The following is a 15,510-nucleotide window of genomic DNA, read 5'->3' as shown; positions in this document are numbered from 1 at the left end:
GTTCGGGCCCGTAATTCATTGGCCCCTCCGTGCGGCGACCTCCTATCCTCGTCCCGTAACCTAGAGATCCTAGGTTTTGGACCACCAGGTTTCGTTTCGGGTCGTGTGCACGGCCCGCGGAAGGCTCCCCATGCGATCGCTCACCGAGCTCGACATCCGCAACTCGTTCGTGAACTGCTCCAAGGGCGAGGCCAAGCGGCTGGCCGTGCCGCGCGATCTCGACCGGCGCCCCTGGGACGACCTGGACTTCCTGGGCTGGCGCGATCCCGGCGCACCCGACCGCAGCTACCTCGTCACCGAACGGGACGGCCGCACCGTGGGCATCTCGCTGCGTCTGACCCCGGCCCAGCGCGGCCTCCTGCACCGCAGCATGTGCTCCCTGTGTCTGACCACCCACCCGGGCGGCGGCGTCTCCCTGATGACCGCGCGCAAGACCGGCACGGCGGGCCGCGAGGGCAACTCCGTCGGTCTGTACATGTGCACGGACCTGGCCTGTTCGCTGTACGTGCGCGGCAAGAAGGTCCCGCAGAGCACGCTGCGGATGGAGGAGAGCCTGACGACGGAGGAGCAGATCGCCCGCGCCACGGGCAATCTCTCCGCCTTCCTCGACAAGCTGTACGCCTGAACCGACAGGGAGCCGGGCGCGCACGCCCGGCTCCGGTTCAGGGCTTCCAGTGCGGGTCGCGTCCCAGGAACGCCAGCAGCGCCTCCGCGCTCCCCGCCCCCTCCGGCACGTCCAGCGCGGGCGCGAACACCCCGTAGGAGTCGCGGAGACGGTCGGCGAGCCGGTCGGCGACGGGCCGGATCCCGTCGGCGAGTTCCGCGGTGAGCGGCCGGTCCTGGCCGGTCGCGACGGCGATGTCCCAGGCGTGCACGGCCGCGTCCATCGCCGCCGCCGCGGCGGCCTGCCCGAGCGGCATCGGACCCAGCGGCGTCGGCACGTCCTCGGCGTCGGCGGGCAGCGCGGCGTAGGCGTCCGCCACCATCCGCAGGACGGCGTCGAGTTCGGCCGAGGGGTCCGCGGCGAGCGCGTCGGCCGGGGCGAACGGGTCCGAGCCGGGGCGTCCGCCGCCGATCGCGAGGCCGTAGCCCTGCTGGTCGATGCGGGCGTGGTTGAGGACCTGCCGCGCCGTCCACTCGCTGCACGGCGTCGGCGCTCCCCACGCCTCGGCCGGCACCGCGGCGACGACCTCCCGCAGATAGTCGTGCGCGCCCATGAGGACGCCGAGCCCTCGGGTGTCCGCCATCACTGTGCTCCCCTCTTGCCGCCGACCTGCCGATACCCACAATCTAGGCGTGCTTGCGGACAGTTACGGTCCGCAAGGGGCACGCCGGGTACAGGGAAAAGGGACAGCCTGAGAGATGCGAGACGTCCGTGCGTGGGTGGGGTCCCTGACGAGGTTCGAGAAGTGGGGCAACGACCCGGTCGTCGTCCAGACGCTGCGGTCCGCCGCCGCGGCGACGATCGCGTACGTCATCGCCCTGCGCGTCAGCCCCGAGGCGGCCCCGCTGACCGCGCCGCTGACCGCGCTGCTGGTCGTGCAGGTCACCCTGTACGCCACGCTCACCAACGGCATACGCCGGGTCAACTCGGTGGTGGCCGGGGTGCTGGTCGCCATCGCGTTCAGCCTGCTCGTGGGGCTGACGTGGTGGAGTCTCGCGCTGCTGATCGTGTCGTCGCTCGCGGTGGGACACCTGGTGCGGGTCCACGAGTACGTGCCCGAGGTGGCGATCAGCGCGATGCTGGTCCTCGGGGTGACGACCGTCTCGGACACGGCCTGGGCGCGGGTCCTGGAGACGCTGATCGGCGCGGTCGTCGGGCTCGCCTTCAACCTGCTGTTCGCACCGCCGGTGTGGGTGGAGGAGGCGGGCGAGTCGATCGAGGGACTGGCGCGCCGGGTACGGCAGTTGATGCTGAGCATGGGCGAGGAGGCGGCGGGCCGCACGCCCGTCGAGCACGCCACGGAGCGGCTGCGCGAGGCACGGCGCCTGGACCACGACATCGTCGAGGTGGACGCGGCGCTCAAGCAGGCCGAGGACAGCCTGCGGCTCAACCCGCGGGTCCGCGAGGCCCTGCTGCACCGGGTGGTGCTGCGCACCGGTCTGGACACCCTGGAGATCTGCACGGTCGTCCTGCGTGTGCTGGCCCGCACCCTCGCCGACCTCGCCAGGAAGCGCGACCCCGATCCGCTGTTCGCGCCGCCGACCGGGGCCGCCGTGGAGCGGCTGCTGTGCGAGATCGGCGACGCCGTGGTCAGCTTCGCGGTGCTGGTCACGGCCGACGTCAGTCACAGTGCCGAGTCGGCCGAGGAGCGGCTCGCCTCCGGGCTGCGCCAGGCGGCGGCCACCCGCGACAAGCTCGCGCAGCTCCTGCTGGAGGAGGTGCGGCGGGACGCCCGGCAGTGGCAGCTCCTCGGGGCGGTGCTGACCGAGGTGAACCGCATCCTGGACGAGCTGGACACCGAGCACCGTTCGCAGCGTCTGCTGGAGGAGCTGGACCGTACGGCCCGGGAGCAGCGCGAGCGCATGCCCCGGCTGACCAGGGCGCGGGAACGCCTGCGCCGCGGTCTGCCCGCCGTGGCCCGACGCTCCGGGTGACATGGCCGAGGGGGCGCGTTTGCGTGGCGGGGGCGGTCCGGGTCAGGCTGGCCGGCGACGAGCCGACCGACGACCTGGGGTGCGTGCGTGAGCAGGGGCGACTGGAGCAGGCGACGATTCATGGGCGCGCTCGCGGGTGTCTCCGCCGTGCCGGCCCTGTCCTCGTGCGGCGACGGGCCGTCGGCTCCTTCGGCCTCGGCCCCGCCTTCCTCGTCGGCCCCTCCCCTGGCGGCCCGGGCGCCCACCGGCTCCCCCACCCCTTCGGCGACCGCCGGGCCCGTGCTCCTCGCCCTGGGCACGTACACCTCGGCCGAGGGCGGCGGCAGGGGCGTCCGCTTCGCGACGTACGACGCGGAGAGCGGCCGGGTGGACGGCTCCGCGACCCTGAGCGGCGTGGGCGACCCGTCGTATCTGGCCCGGCATCCCGACGGGCGGACGCTCTACACGGTGAACGAGCGGGAGAAGGGCGCCGTGACCGCCGTCCGGCTCGCCGACCGCAAGGTGCTGGGCAGCCGGGGCACCGGGGGCGGGGCGCCCTGCCATCTGTCGGTGCATCCGGGCGGGCGCTGGCTGCTGAGCGCGAACTACGGCGACGGCAGTGTGGCCGTGCATCCGCTGGACGCGTCGGGGGCGATCGGTGAGCGGGCGGACCTGGTCACGCACACCTCGCCGAAGCCAGGACCGGGCCAACAGGGGCCGCACGCGCACCAGTTCGTCACGAGCCCTGACGGGGGGCATGTCCTCGCCGTCGACCTGGGCACGGACACGGTGTACACGTACCGGCTCGACGAGGCGTCGGGGAAGCTGACCGAGGTCGCGCGGGCGGGGACCCGGGCGGGCGCCGGGCCGCGTCACCTGACGTTCCATCCCGGCGGGCGGTACGCCTATCTGGCCAACGAGGTCGACAACACGGTCGCGGTCTGCGCGTACGACCCGGAGACCGGCCGTCTCCGTGTCGGCGCGGGGCAGTCGACCGGAACCGGCGCGGGCACCAGTTATCCGGCGCAGCTGCTGGTGACGGCGGACGGCGCGTACGCGTATCTCGCCAACCGGGGCCACAACAGCCTCACCCGGTACGCGGTGGAGGCGGACGGGGCGCGGCTCAGGCTCCTCGGCACGGTGCCGGTGGCCGGGGACTTCCCCCGGCAGATCGCGTTCTCGCCGGACGGCGCCCTGCTGTTCGCCGCGAACCAGCGGTCGAGCACGGTGAGCGTGTTCCGGGTGGACGCCGGAAACGGTGAACTGCGGCTCGCGGGCGAGCCGTTCGCGTCACCCGTCGCCGTCTGCGCGCTGCCGCTGTAGGGGGCGCGGGCAGGACGCGGCGGCGGCCTGGCTGAGCAGGACGTGCATGCGCTCGGTGAGCTGCGCGACGTCGTCGGCCGGCCGGTGGAAGGGCAGGCGTACGTCGCCGTGGGCGCGGGCGCGTTCGATGCGCAGGGTCAGTCCGTGCCGGTCGACGGCGATGGGCTGGACTTTGACCGCGCCGTGCAGGCTGTCCGGTTCGACGAGGCGGGTGAGGCGCTCGACGGCGTCGGAGTGGCAGTCGGCGAGGTGGGTGAGGAGCCGCGCCTCGGCGGTGCCGAGCGGGTCGGGCGCTGCCGAGGCGAACTCGTCGAGGTCGATGACGACGGCGCCGGACGGCTGGCGCAGCACCACGCGCGTGGCCCGGAAGGCGAGTTTGCCGTCGTCGGGGGCGAACCACCCGGCGAGCCACAGCCGGGCCCGGATACGGTTGCGCACGGGGACGGGCGACACGTCGGCGAACTCCAGCACGGCGGACGGCTCTCCGCGCGGTGCGCAGATCGCGGCCGCGAGCAGGGCACTGTCGTCGGGTACGTCGAGCAGCACCCGTCCGTCGTCGGTCACGGTGTGCGCGCCGACGAACTCCTCGCGTCCGCCGTCCGCGGTCACCGCGCAGGACCACGCGGTGGCGAGCATCGTGCGGGCGCGTTCCGCCGCGGACGGCGCCGCCGTCCAGCCGGAGCCGGCGCTTTCGCTGTCATCCATCCCAGAACCTCCTTAGGTAAGCCTTGCCTAACCTATCGAAGATCGGGGCGCACGCCAACCAGGTCCGGTGATCCTTTGCCCGCGTTTTCGGCCGACGGCCGTCGGCTCAGGGGGAGACGGCGCCCAGCAGAGCCCGCGCGCACAGGTCGCGCACCTGCTCACGGGAGAGGTCGGAGCCGCGCAGCCACTCCAGGCAGACGGCCGTGGTGAACGCCAGCCAGCCGCGCACCGCGAGCCGTGCGTCGGGCCGCTGCTCCAGCGCCGGCCCGAACTCGGGGTCGGCCGCCATCGCCGCGAGGATCTGCCGTTCCTGCGCGGCCAGGGCCCGCTGATAGACCTTGCGGACGGTCCGGTCCCCCGCCGCGTCGGCACGGTGGAAGGCGCGGTAGCCGTGCGCGTGCGCCTCGACGTACTCAAGGAACGTGTCCAGGCCCGCCGAGAGCTGCTCGCGCACCGGGATGCCGGGCACCGCCTCGGTCATCCGCAGCATCCGGGCACTCTCCCGCTCCACCACCGCCGCGAAGAAGTCCCGCTTGGTCGGGAAGTAGTGGTAGAGCAGCCCGCGCGAGACACCCGCGATCTCGGCGACGCGCTCGATCCACACGTCGTCGTAAGGGCTCTCCGAGAACAGCCGCGCGCCGACGGCGAGGAGCTGCTCACGGCGCTCCCCGGTACTGAGGCGGCGGCGGGTGCGCTCGCCCTGGTTCGCGGCCATGTCCGCACTGTACTGGACACATTCCCTTTACTTGACGTCGGTTCAACAGCGGGACCAGACTGAGCCCGGTTATTGAACTCACGTCCAACAGACCCAACCTGCCGTCGCAGCAAGGGAGATCACGTCATGGCGGAGACGAGCGTCCGGGCCCCGATGCCGAAGGGGTTCCGCAGCGCCGAGCACGGCTGGCCCGAGCTGCACCGCATCCCGCATCCGCCCCGCCGCGTCCCCCTGCTCGGCGACATCCTCGGCGCGAACCGCCGCACCCCGTTGCAGGACTCCCTGCGCTACGCCCGCCAACTGGGGCCCATCTACCGGCGCAAGGCGTTCAACCGGGAGTTCGTGTTCACCTGGGGCGCCGACCTCGCCGCCGACCTCGCGGACGAGTCGCGCTTCGCCAAACACGTGGGCCTCGGCATAGCCAATCTGCGGCCGGTCGCCGGCGACGGGCTGTTCACGGCGTACAACCACGAGCCCAACTGGCAGCTCGCGCACGACGTCCTCGCGCCCGGCTTCAGCCGGGAGGCGATGGAGGGCTACCACCCGATGATGCTGGCCGTGGCCGAGCGGCTCACGGCCCACTGGGACCGGGAGCTGGCGGCGGGCCGCTCGGTGGACGTGCCCGGCGACATGACCAAGCTGACGCTGGAGACGATCGCCCGCACCGGCTTCGGCCACGACTTCGGTTCCTTCGAGCGGGAGCGCCCGCACCCGTTCGTGACGGCGATGGTGGGCACGCTGACCTACGCACAGCGGCTCAACACCGTTCCCTGGGCGGGGCTGCTGAGGGAGGCGACCCGCCGCAACGAGGCCGACATCGCCTACCTCAACCGCACCGTCGACGACCTGGTCCAGGAACGCCGCGGCACGGCGGGCGGAGGCGGCGACCTGCTGGACCGGATGCTGGAGACCACGCGGCCGGGGACCGGGGAGCGGCTGTCGGCGGAGAACGTCCGCCGACAGGTCATCACCTTCCTCGTCGCCGGTCACGAGACCACCTCGGGGGCTCTCTCCTTCGCTCTGCACTACCTCTCGCTGCACCCCGAGATCGCGGCCCGCGCACGGGCCGAGGTCGACCGGGTGTGGGGCGACACGGCGGTGCCCGGCTACGACCAGGTGGCCAAGCTGCGGTACGTGCGCCGAGTGCTGGACGAGTCGCTGCGGCTGTGGCCGACGGCGCCCGCCTTCGCCCGGGAGGCCCTCACGGACACCGAACTGGCCGGGGAACACCCGATGCGGCGTGGCGCGTGGACCCTCGTCCTCACCCCGATGCTGCACCGGGACCCGGCGGTGTGGGGCGCCGACGCGGAGCGGTTCGACCCGGACCGCTTCGACCCCAAGGCCGTCCGCAACCGGGCCCCGCACGTCTTCAAGCCCTTCGGCACCGGAGCCCGCGCCTGCATCGGCCGGCAGTTCGCGCTGCACGAGGCCACGCTGGTGCTGGGCCTGCTCCTGCGCCGCTACGAGCTGCGCGCCGACCCCGCGTACCGGCTGCGGGTGACCGAACGGCTCACCCTCATGCCGGAGGACCTGCGGCTGCACCTGGACCGGCGGCAGGCGGCCACGCAGCCCGCGGCCACCGGGGCGCCCGCGTCCGAGGCCCCTGCGTCCGGTGCGTCCGCGTCCGGTGCGCCGGACACCTCACCGGCCCCGGAAGCCGGGTGCCCGCACTCCCCCGGGCCGTGAGCCACGCGGTCCGCGTCATCTGCCGAACACCTCGAACGTCACCGCGGGGGTTCCCCCGAAGCGTTCGCCCATGCGCGTGGCATGGCCGACGAGGAAGCCGCGGGCGTAGGTCTCGGGGTCCTCGTCCGTGAGGGCCCCGATGTAGGCGCGGTGTTCGAGCAGGGAGCGCACCGCGCGTTCCAGACCGGGGGTGGCGTCCACCGCGTGGGTGGGTGAGGACGAGCCGGCGACGGCGACCCAGCGGACGCCGTCCCACGGCTCCAGGCCCCGCTCGGTCAGCTCCGGGAAGATCCAGCGGTTGCCGGCGTCGCCCGCCGCGTCCAGGGTGGCGCGGCCCACCGCGACATGGTCCGGGGTGTTCCAGGCAACGCCGCCCCAGGTGTCCCGGTGGTTGAGGGTGATGACCAGTTCCGGACGGTGGCGGCGGATCGCGGCGGCGATGTCGCGGCGCAGCGCGAGACCGTACTCGATGACGCCGTCGCGGTGGTCGAGGAACTCCACCGTCGACACCCCGACGACGGCGGCGCTCGCCCGCTGCTCGCGCTCGCGCAGCGGGCCGCACTCGTCGGGCTCCAGGGTGTCGATGCCGGCCTCGCCGCGGGTCGCGAGGACGTAGGCGACCTCGCGGCCCGCGTCCGTCCAGGCGGCGACGGCCGCCGCGCAGCCGTACTCCAGGTCGTCCGGGTGGGCGACGACCGCGAGCGCGCGCTGCCAGTCCTCGGGCATGGGCTGGAGTTGACCGTTCGTCGGCTCTGTCATGGGTGCAGGCTAGTGCGCACCGCTGACATCGGCCCCCGGACCGGCGCCCGGCCCGGGGGCGGTCCTGGGCCGGTCCGGGACAAACCCCTAGGTCAGGCCTCGTCGCGGGCGAGGGCCAGGAGGCGGTCCAGGACGCGGGGGCCGCCGACACGGACGCCGTCGTGCTCGAACTCGTCGGTGACCCAGGTGCGCAGCCCCCGGACGGCGCGGGCGGTGCGCAGCGAGTGGGCGGTGTCCACGTACATGTCGTCGTGGTAGACGGCGGCGGCGACCGGGACCTCGTTGGCGGCGAGGCGGGCGCTGTCGTACAGGGGCTGCCAGTCGGTGCGGGCGGCGAGGAGTTCGGCGGTCTCCCGCAGCGGGCGCAGCGCCGGGTCGGTCTCGAACATCCAGGGGTGGATCGATTCGCCGGTGAACTGGAGCGGACCGTCACCGGTGAGCGTCTTGGCGGCGTCGAACTGCGGGAACTCGGCGCGGACCCGCTCGGCGGACCAGGCGGTGGGCCGCTGGTCCTGGCCGTAGATCGCCTCGTGGACGAGCGCGTACAGGGGGTGGCCCGCGTACGACAGGAGGCCCTGGACCTCCTCCTGGAACGCGTCGGACAGGGCGGGGCCGTGCGGGGTGCGGACGAAGGCGTCCTCCAGCAGGAAGTGGAGCCGGTGGCTGCCCTCGCCGCCGCCGAGGAGGATGCCGAGCGACTGGAAGGCCTCGACGGTCAGCCGGTAGCCGTTGGGCAGGACCACGTCGTGGTCGAGGAGGTGCTCGGCGATCCGGCGGGCCCGCTCGACGTCCTGCGGGTAACGCGCGTAGTGCGCGGCGACCTTGCGTTCGATGCGCGGGTAGGCGGCGCGGTAGACGTCGTCGGCGTGCGCGTCGAGCGAGGGCAGACCGCCGGTGACGAGGGCGGCGGAGAGGCCCTCGGGAGCGGCGGAGAGGTAGTTGACCGTGCAGAAGCCGCCGAAGCTCTGGCCGAGGACGGTCCAGGGGGCGCCGCCGGTGAGCCGCGGCCGGATCGTCTCGCAGTCGCGGACGATGGAGTCGGCGCGGAAGTGGGTGAGGTACTCGGCCTGCTCGGCGGGGCCGCCGCGCAGCGGGAGCGTCTGCCGGTTGGCGGGCGTGGAGTGGCCGGTGCCGCGCTGGTCGAGCAGGAGGACCCGGTACTCCTTCAGGGCGCGGCCGAGCCAGGCGGGCTTGCCGACGGTCCGGGTCGCGCCGAAGCCGGGGCCGCCCTGGAGGTAGACCAGCCACGGCAGGCCCTGGCCCGCCTTGTCGCCGGCGACCGCCTCACGGGCGTAGAGCTCGATCGTCTCCCCGCCCGGGTCGGTGTGGTCGAGGGGGACGGTGAAGCGGTGGTCGGTGAGGACGACGCCGGGCTGGCGGTAGGTCGCGGACAACGGGGCTCCCGGGACGGACTGGAAGGTCGGACGCGTCCCAGTTCAGCACACGCGCGTCCGATATCCGATCCCGGGATCATGAAAACGTACTGAACAGTCCGTCAGCGGGCGGAGAGGCTGGAGCGGCGGACGACGAGTTCGGGCTGGAGGACGACCCGCCGGTGCTCGTGCCGCCTGGGCGAGCCCTCCGTCTCGGTCTCCTCCAGCAGGAGTTCCGCGGCGAGGGTGCCCATGGTGACGGCGGGCTGGCGGACCGAGGTGAGCGGGACGGCCGCGGCCGCGGCGAACTCGATGTCGTCGTAGCCGACGATCGCGAGGTCGTCGGGGACGCCGACACCGGCCGCGTACATGGCCTGGAGAACGCCGAGGGCGAGGAGGTCGTTGGCGCAGAAGACGGCGGTGGGACGGTCGGCGAGACCGAGGAGCCGGGCGCCGGCGTCCCGGCCCGCGGCGACGTCCAGGCGCTCGGTGGGCAGCTCGCGCAGCGCGTCGGGGGCGAGGCCCGCCTCGGCGAGGGCGTTCTGGGCGCCGGTGCGGCGGTCGCGGACCTGGGTGAAGCCGGGCGGGCCGCTGACGTACGCGATGCTGCGGTGCCCGGCGTCGATGAGGTGCCGTACGGCGAGCGCGCCGCCGGCGACGTCGTCGACGGAGACCGAGCACTCCGTGGTGCCCTCGGCGACCCGGTCGACGAGGACGAAGGGGATGCCGTGGCGGCGGAAGGCGTCGATGTTGCGGCCGGTCGCGTCGGCGGGGCTCAGCAGGACGCCGCGGACCCGCTGCTCGGCGAAGAGGGAGAGGTAGTCGGCCTCCTCGGCGGGGCTCTGCGCGCTGTTGCACACCATCACGCCGAGTCCGGCGTCACGGGCGGCGCGTTCGGCGCCGCGGGCGACGTCGACGAAGAACGGGTTGCCCATGTCGAGGACGAGCAGGCCCATGATCCGGCTGCGGCCCGCGCGGAGTTGGCGCGCGGACTCGCTGCGCACATAACCGAGCCGGTCGATCGCCGACTGGACCCGGGCCCGGGTCTCGGTGGCGACCGAGTCCGGGCGGTTGATCACGTTGGAGACCGTGCCCACGGAGACTCCGGCGGCGCGAGCGACGTCCTTGATACCCACCGACTGGGCCATCGGGCTGGAACCTCCGGATGAACGAGGGGCGGCGGGCAGACCTTCACAGTACCGGCACGCCGCCCCATGGCGACTCGGATCCCTCGGGACCGGATCAGGCGGGCAGGGCGAAGTCGGCCACACGCAGCGCCGAGGGTGTCGTGCCGCTGGACTTCTCCTGGTACAGCACGGACAGGACGTTGTCCTGGGCGATCCGGGTCTCGTCGATCACGACCTCACCGAACGCGTTGAGGTCGGCGCCGTCGTACAGGAGCGTCCAGTCGGTGTACCCGGACGCCTTCGACGCGCCGGCGATCCGGCCGTAGGGGAAGACCGCGTACGCGTTGTCGTACTTGTCCAGGACCAGTCTGGTGCGCTGGCTGGAGTTGAGGGCGACGGGGATCTCCGTCTTCTGCCAGGTGCCGGAGGAGTTCTTGCGGACGTGGAAGGCACGGCCGTTCGCGGTCCGGTCGCTGACGTAGTTCGTGGTGCACTGGCCGAACCTGCCGGGGACGTAGCTGATGATCGCGTGGGGCAGGCCGGCGGAGTCGGTGGCCTGGCTCTCCTGGTTCATCAGGGAGTGGTCCGGGTTGAGGGAGTCGATCACCAGACCGCTGTCGGTGACGGCGACCTTGTCGCTGCCGCCGGTCGTGCCGACGGCCGTGCCCGCGTTGTTGCGCCAGGTGCGGCCCCGGTCGTCGGAGTAGACGTAGCCGGTGTCGTGGTTGGTGATGCCGCCGCTGTTGCACATGACGGCGGAGCTCTGCTCGCGCCAGGTGAAGAAGGAGTGCAGCCGGCCGTTGACGTCGTAGTCGATGCCGTGCAGGTACATGTTGCGGGCGGTCGAGGAGCCGTGCTCGCTGGTGTACGTACCGGTGGAGCTGGTCCATTCGCCGAGCGCGGTCCAGGTCGAACCGTCGTACTCGGCGAGGGCGTTGCGGCCGTTGCCGGAGACGGCGACCCGGTAGCTGAGCTGGAGCCTGCCCTCGGGGGTGGCGATGAACTGGGGGTAGGTGAACTGGGTGGTGAGGGCGAGACCGTCGAGGGTGGACTGCGGGCTGCCGAACCGGCTCGCCGTCCAGGTGAGTCCGGAGGGGTTGTCCAGGAGACCGGCGACGGACTTGACGTAGGTGAAGCCGTCGCTGTGCGAGTCCATGTTGAGGTGGAGCCGGCCGTCGGTCTTCGAGACGCCCATGGAGATGACGTTGTGGGAGTCGTCGTACTTCAGCTGGTGCGTGAGGGTGACGGTGGACCAGCCGGAGGCGCCGAGGGCGCGGCGGGCGACGACGGCGTACCGGGTGGAGGTGTACCAGGCGGCGTACTGGTAGCCCTTGTAGGTCAACAGGCCGTTCTTCTGGAACGAGTTGTTGTTGACGAGGCCGTCGTAGGAGACGAAGAAGATCGCGGTGCTGTCCAGCGTGGTGGTGCCGGTGCGGGTCACGGAGGGGCCGGGGTCGGCGGCGCTGGCCGTGCCGTTCGTGAGGGCGGTGGCGGACATGGCGGTCACGATCGCACCTGCCAGCAGGGTACGTCTTCTCATGGTTGCGGCTCCTGAAGTCGTCTTGTCCCGGTGGGGAGGGTCAGGCGAGGTGGAACACTTCGGTGAGCGGTTTCATGGCTTCGTCGGGCCGGGCGCCGTCCAGCGACTCGAAGAACGGCGCCATCTCCTTCTGCCAGCGGGCGTTGACCTCGGCCGCCTCCATGCCGGCCTGGGCGGCGGCGAAGTCCTCGGTCTCCAAGTAGCCGACCAGGAGGCCGTCTTCACGCAGGAACAGCGAGTAGTTGTGCCAGCCGGTGGCCGAGAGCGCGTCGAGCATCTCGGGCCACACGGCGGCGTGCCGCTCGCGGTATTCGTCGAGGCGTTCCGCCCTGACCTTGAGCAGAAAGCACACGCGCTGCATCAACAGCCTCCTGGGGCCTGGTTCTTGCCGGTGTTCGGGAGCGGGATCAGAAGTTGAACTGGTCGATGTTGTCCTTGTTGAAGACGGTGGGCTTGCCGAGGTTGATGACGCCGTCCTTGCCGATGGTGTAGGTGGTGTCGCCGGCCTTGAAGGTCTCGCCTTCCTTGCCGGTGATCTGGCCGGAGACGAGGGCGACGGCGGTGCGGGCGGCGAGGTCGCCGAGCTTGGCGGGGTCCCACAGTTCGAAGGCGTCGACGGTGCCGTTCTTGACGTACTTGCGCATGTCGTTGGGGGTGCCCAGGCCGGTGAGCTTGACCTTGCCCTTGTACTTGGAGCCGGACAGGTACTGGGCGGCGGCCTTGATGCCGACGGTGGTGGGGGAGATGATTCCCTTGAGGTTCGGGTATTCCTGGAGGAGGCCCTGGGTCTGCTGGAAGGACTGCTGGGCGTCGTCGTTGCCGTAGGCGACCTTGACGAGCTTGATGTCCTTGTACTTGGCGTCCTTGAGCTCGTCCTTCATGAAGTCGATCCAGGTGTTCTGGTTCGTGGCGGTCTGGGCGGCGGACAGGATCGCGATCTCGCCCTTGTAGCCGATCTGTTCGGCCAGGAGCTGGACCTCGGTGCGGCCGAGGTCCTCGGCGGAGGCCTGGGAGACGAAGGCGTTGCGGCACTCGGGCTTGGTGTCGGAGTCGTAGGTGACGACCTTGATGTCGTTGCTCATGGCCTGCTTGAGCGCCGTGCACAGCGCGCCCGGGTCCTGCGCGGACACGGCCATCGCGTTCACCTGCTGCTGCGTCAGGGTGTTCACGTACGACACCTGACCCGCCGTGTCCGTGGCGCTGGACGGCCCGACCTCCTTGTAGCTGGAGCCCAGTTCGGTCAGCGCGGCCTCGCCGCCCTTGTCGGCGGAGGTGAAGTAGGGGTTGTTGACCTGCTTGGGCAGGAAGCCGACGGTCAGGCCCTTCTTCAGCTCGGCGTTCGGATTCGCCTTGGCACCGGAGGAGGCCGCCGCGGAGGAGTCGTCCTCCACGTCCTTCTTGGTCGTGCCGCCGCAGGCGGTGAGCGCGAGGGCGAGCGAGGTGGTGGCGGCGAGGGCCGCACAGGCACGGCGGAGCGAGGACTTGCGCATGGTGGAGGTCCTTTACGAGGGTGAGCGGAGCGGAGTTACGAGAGCGAACGGAGCGGGTTACGAGGTCGGGGTCGAGGTGGCTCTGCGGCCCGCCCTCGCCACGGCCAGCTGGCGCGCGACCCGCGGGCCGAGCACGGAGAGGACGAGCAGGACGCCGGTCACGACGATCTGCGACTGGGCCGACACGTCCTGGAGACTCATCACGTTCTGCAACGCCCCCAGCAGGAAGACTCCGGCAATGGCGCCGCCGAGGGTGCCCTTGCCGCCGTCGAAGTCGATGCCGCCCAGCAACACGGCGGCGATGACGGACAGTTCGAGCCCGGTGGCGTTGTCGTAGCGGGCGCTGGCGTAGTGCAGCGCCCAGAAGATGCCGGTGAGCGAGGCCATCAGACCCGTCACCGTGAACAGGATCAGCTTCTGCCGCTTGACCCGGATCCCCGCGAACCGCGCCGCCTCCTCGCTGGCGCCGGTCGCGAACACGGACCGGCCGAAGGGGGTGGCGTGCAGGACGACCACGGCGATCGCGAGGAGCACCAGGAAGGGCAGCAGCGCGTACGGGATGAAGGTGTCGCCGATCCTCCCCGCGGCGAAGTCCAGGTACTGCGTGGGGAAGTCGGTCACCGCGTCCGAGCCCAGCACGATCTGTGCGATGCCCCGGTAGGCGGCGAGGGTGCCGATGGTGACGGCGAGGGAGGGCAGTCCCAGCTTGGTCACGAGGAGCCCGTTGACCAGACCGCAGACGACCCCGAGGAGCAGGCAGATCGGGATGATCGTCTCGATGGCCATGCCCTGGTTCCACAGGGCGCCCATGACGGCACCGGACAGGCCGGCGGTGGAGGCGACGGACAGGTCGATCTCACCGGAGACGACCAGCAGGGTCATCGGCAGCGCGATCAACGCGATCGGCAGGGTGCTGCCGATCAGGAAGGACAGATTGAACGCGTTCCCGAAACCGTCCACGAACCCGAAGGAGAGGAGCAGGACGACGAGCAGCAGCGCCCCGACGACCGTGTCCCAGCGGATCGCTCGCGTCAGTGACTCAGGCATGGCGGGCGTTCCTCTTCTTCAGGGCCGAGGCCACGCGCAGCGCGACGACCCGGTCGACCGCGATGGCGAGGATGAGCAGGATGCCGTTGATGGCCAGCACCCACACCGAACTGACGCCGAGGGCGGGGAGCACGCTGTTGATGGAGGTCAGCAGCAGGGCACCGAGCGCGGCCCCGTAGACGCTGCCGGAGCCGCCGGTGAAGACGACACCGCCGACCACGACCGCGCTGACGACCGTGAGTTCGTACCCGTTGCCGGTGCCGGAGTCGACGTTGCCGAACCGCGCCAGGTACAGCGCCCCGGCGAGTCCGGCGAGCGCCCCGCAGAAGGTGTAGGCGGCGAGGATGCGCTTGCGGACCGGGATGCCGGCGAGGCGGGCGGCCTCGGGGTTGGAGCCGAGGGCGTACAACTCCCGTCCGCTGCCGAAGTGCTTGAGGTAGTAGGCGGTCGCCACCAGTACGGCCACGGCGATCAGCGCGAGCCACGGCACCGCCGAGACACCCCCGGAGCCGAAGTCGACGAAGCCGTCGGGCAGATCGGCCGCGGTGATCTGGCGGGAGCCGACCCAGATGGAGTCGATGCCGCGGATGATGTAGAGCGTGCCGAGGGTGACGACGAGCGCGGGCACCTGGCCGAGGCTGACGAGCAGACCGTTCAGCAGACCGAAGCCGATGCCGAGCAGGACCGCGAGGAAAATGGCGACGACCGTACTGCCGCCGCCCTGGAGGTAGGTGCCGGCGGCGAAGGCGGTGATGCCGAGCGTGGAGCCCACCGACAGGTCGACGTTGCGGGTGATGACGACCAGGGACTGGCCGGTCGCGACCAGCACGAGGATGGTCGCGTTCAGCAGCAGGTCCTTGATGCCCTGTTCGGTGAGGAACTCGCTGTTGCCGAGCTGGGTGATGACGATCATCACCACGAAGACGGCCAGGATGGCCAGTTCGCGCATCTTGAAGACGCGGTCGACGAGCCGGGTGCCGCTGGACCTGGGCACGTCGGTCACGGGGGCCTTGTCGGGAGCGGTCACCGTCATGCGGCGGCCCTCCGGCGGACGGGGGAAGGGGTCGCACGGTTCATGCGGCGGCCCTCCCGGTGGCTGCGGCCATCACGGTTTCCTCGGTGGCTTCGGAACGGGAGATCTCTGCGGTGAGCCGGCCCTCGTGCATCA

15 protein-coding genes are annotated in these 15,510 nt (G+C 71.7%); 4 read left to right on the top strand and 11 right to left on the bottom strand.

Annotated features, from left to right (window positions below; translation table 11 throughout):
* The first annotated feature begins 130 nt into the window (after positions 1-130).
* On the top strand, positions 131-625 hold the full coding sequence (locus tag ACIPSE_RS22835) for an FBP domain-containing protein (RefSeq protein WP_401665086.1): 495 nt from the start codon (positions 131-133) through the stop codon (positions 623-625).
* A gap of 37 nt (positions 626-662) precedes the next feature.
* Here ACIPSE_RS22835 and ACIPSE_RS22830 read toward each other — a convergent pair whose 3' ends face one another.
* Positions 663-1,247, bottom strand: a complete 585-nt coding sequence (locus ACIPSE_RS22830) for a TIGR03086 family metal-binding protein (protein WP_401665084.1) — start codon at positions 1,245-1,247, stop codon at positions 663-665.
* A gap of 115 nt (positions 1,248-1,362) precedes the next feature.
* Here ACIPSE_RS22830 and ACIPSE_RS22825 point away from each other — a divergent pair, with 115 nt between their 5' ends.
* Together ACIPSE_RS22825 and ACIPSE_RS22820 are read left to right on the top strand one after the other, a co-directional pair.
* Complete coding sequence (locus tag ACIPSE_RS22825; RefSeq protein WP_401665083.1) at positions 1,363-2,598, top strand: FUSC family protein; 1,236 nt, start codon at positions 1,363-1,365, stop codon at positions 2,596-2,598.
* An 87-nt stretch (positions 2,599-2,685) separates the two neighbouring features.
* Positions 2,686-3,900 carry a lactonase family protein gene (locus tag ACIPSE_RS22820; RefSeq protein WP_401665081.1) on the top strand — a complete coding sequence of 405 codons (1,215 nt, stop codon included), beginning with the start codon at positions 2,686-2,688 and terminating at the stop codon, positions 3,898-3,900.
* Here ACIPSE_RS22820 and ACIPSE_RS22815 read toward each other — a convergent pair.
* Positions 3,868-4,605: a DUF2470 domain-containing protein gene (locus ACIPSE_RS22815; protein WP_401665080.1), complete on the bottom strand. Its 738-nt coding sequence runs from the start codon at positions 4,603-4,605 to the stop codon at positions 3,868-3,870. The genes ACIPSE_RS22820 and ACIPSE_RS22815 overlap by 33 nt on opposite strands.
* A gap of 106 nt (positions 4,606-4,711) precedes the next feature.
* Positions 4,712-5,320: a TetR/AcrR family transcriptional regulator gene (locus tag ACIPSE_RS22810; protein ID WP_401665079.1), complete on the bottom strand. Its 609-nt coding sequence runs from the start codon at positions 5,318-5,320 to the stop codon at positions 4,712-4,714.
* Between the two features lie 126 nt (positions 5,321-5,446).
* Between ACIPSE_RS22810 and ACIPSE_RS22805 the strand changes: the two genes are divergently transcribed.
* On the top strand, positions 5,447-7,006 hold the full coding sequence (locus tag ACIPSE_RS22805; RefSeq protein WP_401665077.1) for a cytochrome P450: 1,560 nt from the start codon (positions 5,447-5,449) through the stop codon (positions 7,004-7,006).
* A gap of 15 nt (positions 7,007-7,021) precedes the next feature.
* On the opposite strand, the gene ACIPSE_RS22800 is transcribed toward ACIPSE_RS22805, so the two are convergent.
* The 8 genes from ACIPSE_RS22800 to ACIPSE_RS22765 all read right to left on the bottom strand — a co-directional run bounded on the left by ACIPSE_RS22800 (position 7,022) and on the right by ACIPSE_RS22765 (position 15,375).
* The gene (locus tag ACIPSE_RS22800; protein ID WP_401665076.1) at positions 7,022-7,765 is read right to left on the bottom strand and encodes a PIG-L deacetylase family protein; all 744 of its coding nucleotides are present in this window, start codon (positions 7,763-7,765) and stop codon (positions 7,022-7,024) included.
* A 92-nt stretch (positions 7,766-7,857) separates the two neighbouring features.
* Positions 7,858-9,159, bottom strand: a complete 1,302-nt coding sequence (locus ACIPSE_RS22795) for an alpha/beta fold hydrolase (protein WP_401665074.1) — start codon at positions 9,157-9,159, stop codon at positions 7,858-7,860.
* 101 nt (positions 9,160-9,260) lie between these two features.
* Entirely contained in the window at positions 9,261-10,286 is a 1,026-nt protein-coding gene (locus tag ACIPSE_RS22790) for a LacI family DNA-binding transcriptional regulator (protein ID WP_401665073.1), read from the bottom strand.
* A 94-nt stretch (positions 10,287-10,380) separates the two neighbouring features.
* Positions 10,381-11,805 carry a BNR repeat-containing protein gene (locus ACIPSE_RS22785; RefSeq protein ID WP_401665071.1) on the bottom strand — a complete coding sequence of 475 codons (1,425 nt, stop codon included), beginning with the start codon at positions 11,803-11,805 and terminating at the stop codon, positions 10,381-10,383.
* A 40-nt stretch (positions 11,806-11,845) separates the two neighbouring features.
* Positions 11,846-12,166, bottom strand: a complete 321-nt coding sequence (locus ACIPSE_RS22780; protein WP_401665069.1) for an L-rhamnose mutarotase — start codon at positions 12,164-12,166, stop codon at positions 11,846-11,848.
* A gap of 46 nt (positions 12,167-12,212) precedes the next feature.
* The gene (rhaS, locus tag ACIPSE_RS22775) at positions 12,213-13,295 is read right to left on the bottom strand and encodes a rhamnose ABC transporter substrate-binding protein (protein ID WP_401665068.1); all 1,083 of its coding nucleotides are present in this window, start codon (positions 13,293-13,295) and stop codon (positions 12,213-12,215) included.
* A gap of 57 nt (positions 13,296-13,352) precedes the next feature.
* Positions 13,353-14,342, bottom strand: a complete 990-nt coding sequence (locus ACIPSE_RS22770) for an ABC transporter permease (protein ID WP_401665066.1) — start codon at positions 14,340-14,342, stop codon at positions 13,353-13,355.
* Entirely contained in the window at positions 14,335-15,375 is a 1,041-nt protein-coding gene (locus ACIPSE_RS22765; RefSeq protein WP_401665065.1) for an ABC transporter permease, read from the bottom strand. Before ACIPSE_RS22765 ends, ACIPSE_RS22770 begins: the two co-directional genes overlap by 8 nt.
* Between the last annotated feature and the right edge of the window lie 135 nt (positions 15,376-15,510).

Origin of the sequence: Streptomyces sp. NPDC090106 (assembly GCF_044747265.1) — a bacterium.
Lineage (GTDB): Bacteria > Actinomycetota > Actinomycetes > Streptomycetales > Streptomycetaceae > Streptomyces.
This window is presented reverse-complemented; position numbering and strand designations above follow the sequence as displayed.

What these genes read in the sequence shown, in the direction of transcription:
- ACIPSE_RS22835 (WP_401665086.1), top strand. Translation starts at nt 131, where the DNA reads ATGCGATCGCTCACCGAGCTCGACATCCGCAACTCGTTCGTGAACTGC.
- ACIPSE_RS22830 (WP_401665084.1), bottom strand. Translation starts at nt 1,247, where the DNA reads ATGGCGGACACCCGAGGGCTCGGCGTCCTCATGGGCGCGCACGACTAT.
- ACIPSE_RS22825 (WP_401665083.1), top strand. Translation starts at nt 1,363, where the DNA reads ATGCGAGACGTCCGTGCGTGGGTGGGGTCCCTGACGAGGTTCGAGAAG.
- ACIPSE_RS22815 (WP_401665080.1), bottom strand. Translation starts at nt 4,605, where the DNA reads ATGGATGACAGCGAAAGCGCCGGCTCCGGCTGGACGGCGGCGCCGTCC.
- ACIPSE_RS22810 (WP_401665079.1), bottom strand. Translation starts at nt 5,320, where the DNA reads ATGGCCGCGAACCAGGGCGAGCGCACCCGCCGCCGCCTCAGTACCGGG.
- ACIPSE_RS22805 (WP_401665077.1), top strand. Translation starts at nt 5,447, where the DNA reads ATGGCGGAGACGAGCGTCCGGGCCCCGATGCCGAAGGGGTTCCGCAGC.
- ACIPSE_RS22800 (WP_401665076.1), bottom strand. Translation starts at nt 7,765, where the DNA reads ATGACAGAGCCGACGAACGGTCAACTCCAGCCCATGCCCGAGGACTGG.
- ACIPSE_RS22790 (WP_401665073.1), bottom strand. Translation starts at nt 10,286, where the DNA reads ATGGCCCAGTCGGTGGGTATCAAGGACGTCGCTCGCGCCGCCGGAGTC.
- ACIPSE_RS22785 (WP_401665071.1), bottom strand. Translation starts at nt 11,805, where the DNA reads ATGAGAAGACGTACCCTGCTGGCAGGTGCGATCGTGACCGCCATGTCC.
- ACIPSE_RS22780 (WP_401665069.1), bottom strand. Translation starts at nt 12,166, where the DNA reads ATGCAGCGCGTGTGCTTTCTGCTCAAGGTCAGGGCGGAACGCCTCGAC.
- rhaS (WP_401665068.1), bottom strand. Translation starts at nt 13,295, where the DNA reads ATGCGCAAGTCCTCGCTCCGCCGTGCCTGTGCGGCCCTCGCCGCCACC.
- ACIPSE_RS22770 (WP_401665066.1), bottom strand. Translation starts at nt 14,342, where the DNA reads ATGCCTGAGTCACTGACGCGAGCGATCCGCTGGGACACGGTCGTCGGG.
- ACIPSE_RS22765 (WP_401665065.1), bottom strand. Translation starts at nt 15,375, where the DNA reads ATGACGGTGACCGCTCCCGACAAGGCCCCCGTGACCGACGTGCCCAGG.